The following is a 1,583-nucleotide window of genomic DNA, read 5'->3' on the forward strand; positions in this document are numbered from 1 at the left end:
GGCCAAGCCCCGACCGGCGATGTCGAACCCCGTACCATGATCGGGCGAGGTGCGCACGATCGGCAGGCCCAGGGTGATGTTCACCCCGGCCCAGAAGTCCAGCATCTTGACCGGGATCAGGGCCTGGTCGTGGTACATGCACAGCACCGCGTCGTAGGTGGCGCGGGCCTCGGCGTGGAACAGGGTGTCGGCCGGGGCAGGACCCCTGACCTCGACGCCCAGCTCGCGAAGGGCGCGGACGGCGGGTTCGATGATCGCCGCCTCCTCGCCGCCCAACGCGCCGCCTTCGCCCGCGTGCGGGTTCAGGGCCGCCACCGCCAGGCGCGGGACGGTGACGCCAAAGTCCTTGCGARGGGCCTCGACCGTCACCAGCCCGGCGTTGACGATCGCCTCGACCGAGAGGGCGGCGGGCACGGCCGACAGCGGCGTGTGAATGGTCACCAGGGTGGCGCGTAGGTCGCGGGCCGCCAGCATCATGATCGGGCCGTGCGGCAGCTGGCGCTCGCCCACATGGGTCAGTTCGGCCAGGAACTCGGTATGGCCGGGAAAGGCGAAGCCGGCGGCGTAGAGCGGGGCCTTGGCGATCGGCGCGGTGACCAGGCCGGCCACGGCCCCCGACAGGGCCAGGCCGGCCCCGGTCTCGATCCAGCGGATCACCTGGGCGGCGTGAGCGCTGGACGGCTGGCCGGACACCACGGGCGATTGCAGGGGGATGTCCAGGACGGGCAGGGCCTCGCCGAACACCTTGATCGCCTCGACCGGTCCGGTGACCGTGCGGACCTTCACCCCGCCGCCGGCCGAGGCCAGCAGCTGGGCGTCGCCCACCACCATGAACGGCGGCCCTTCGGCGCGCAGGACGGCCCAGGCCTTGGCGATGATCTCCGGCCCTATGCCGGCCGGATCGCCGGCGCTCAGGGCTAGGGCCGTGGTCTTCACCGGGTCTCGATGGTCGCCGAGTTACGCAGGTCTCGCAGATAACGTTTGGAGATCAGCGCAAGCTGTTGGCCGCGCAGGCGATTTTCGATCTGGTCGTGGGTCGGCGCCTGGGCGCCGGACTGGCGCTTGCCGCAAACAGCGATCAGGTGCAGGCCGGCGTCGGTGCGGATCGGGTCGGAGACCTGACCCACTTTGAGGCTGTTGGCGGCTTCCTGGAAGGCCGGGGCCAGATCGGTGATCTCGGCCTCGCCCAGATCGCCGGCCACCACGCCCTCGACCTTGCCGGCCGTGGCCTCGAGGGTTTCGCAGTTGGTGATCTTGGGCTTCAGGTCGGTGAGCAGCTTTTGAGCGGCGTCGACCTGCGGCTGCGCCGCATCCTTGGGCAGGGCCACGGCGACCTGCTTGAGGTCGACCAGGGCGGTCTTGGCCCCCGAGCGCTTCTCGCGCAGATAGATGATGTAGACGCCGTCGCGCACCGGGATGGCGGCCGACAGCTGGCCGGGACGCAGCTGCTCGAGCGCGGCGTCGACCTCGGGCGGCATTTCGCCGGGGCTGAGCCAGCCGGCGTCGCCGCCGTTGGCCGCGGTCGCCGAGGCCGAGAACTGGCGGGCCACGGCCGGGAAGGGCGCGCCCTGCTGCATCTGGGT

The 1,583-nt window shown here is 71.5% G+C and carries 2 protein-coding genes; both read right to left on the bottom strand.

Annotated features, from left to right (window positions below):
- Nucleotides 1-936 (bottom strand): 4-hydroxythreonine-4-phosphate dehydrogenase PdxA (gene pdxA, locus AC1DZ6_RS24900; protein ID WP_477099771.1); only part of this gene is annotated, 936 nt, incomplete at its 3' end.
- A partial coding sequence (locus AC1DZ6_RS24905) for a peptidylprolyl isomerase (protein ID WP_477099772.1) occupies nt 933-1,583 on the bottom strand: 651 nt, incomplete at its 5' end. The genes pdxA and AC1DZ6_RS24905, both read right to left, overlap by 4 nt.

Source organism: Caulobacter sp. P1_B12_2 (assembly GCF_056406675.1).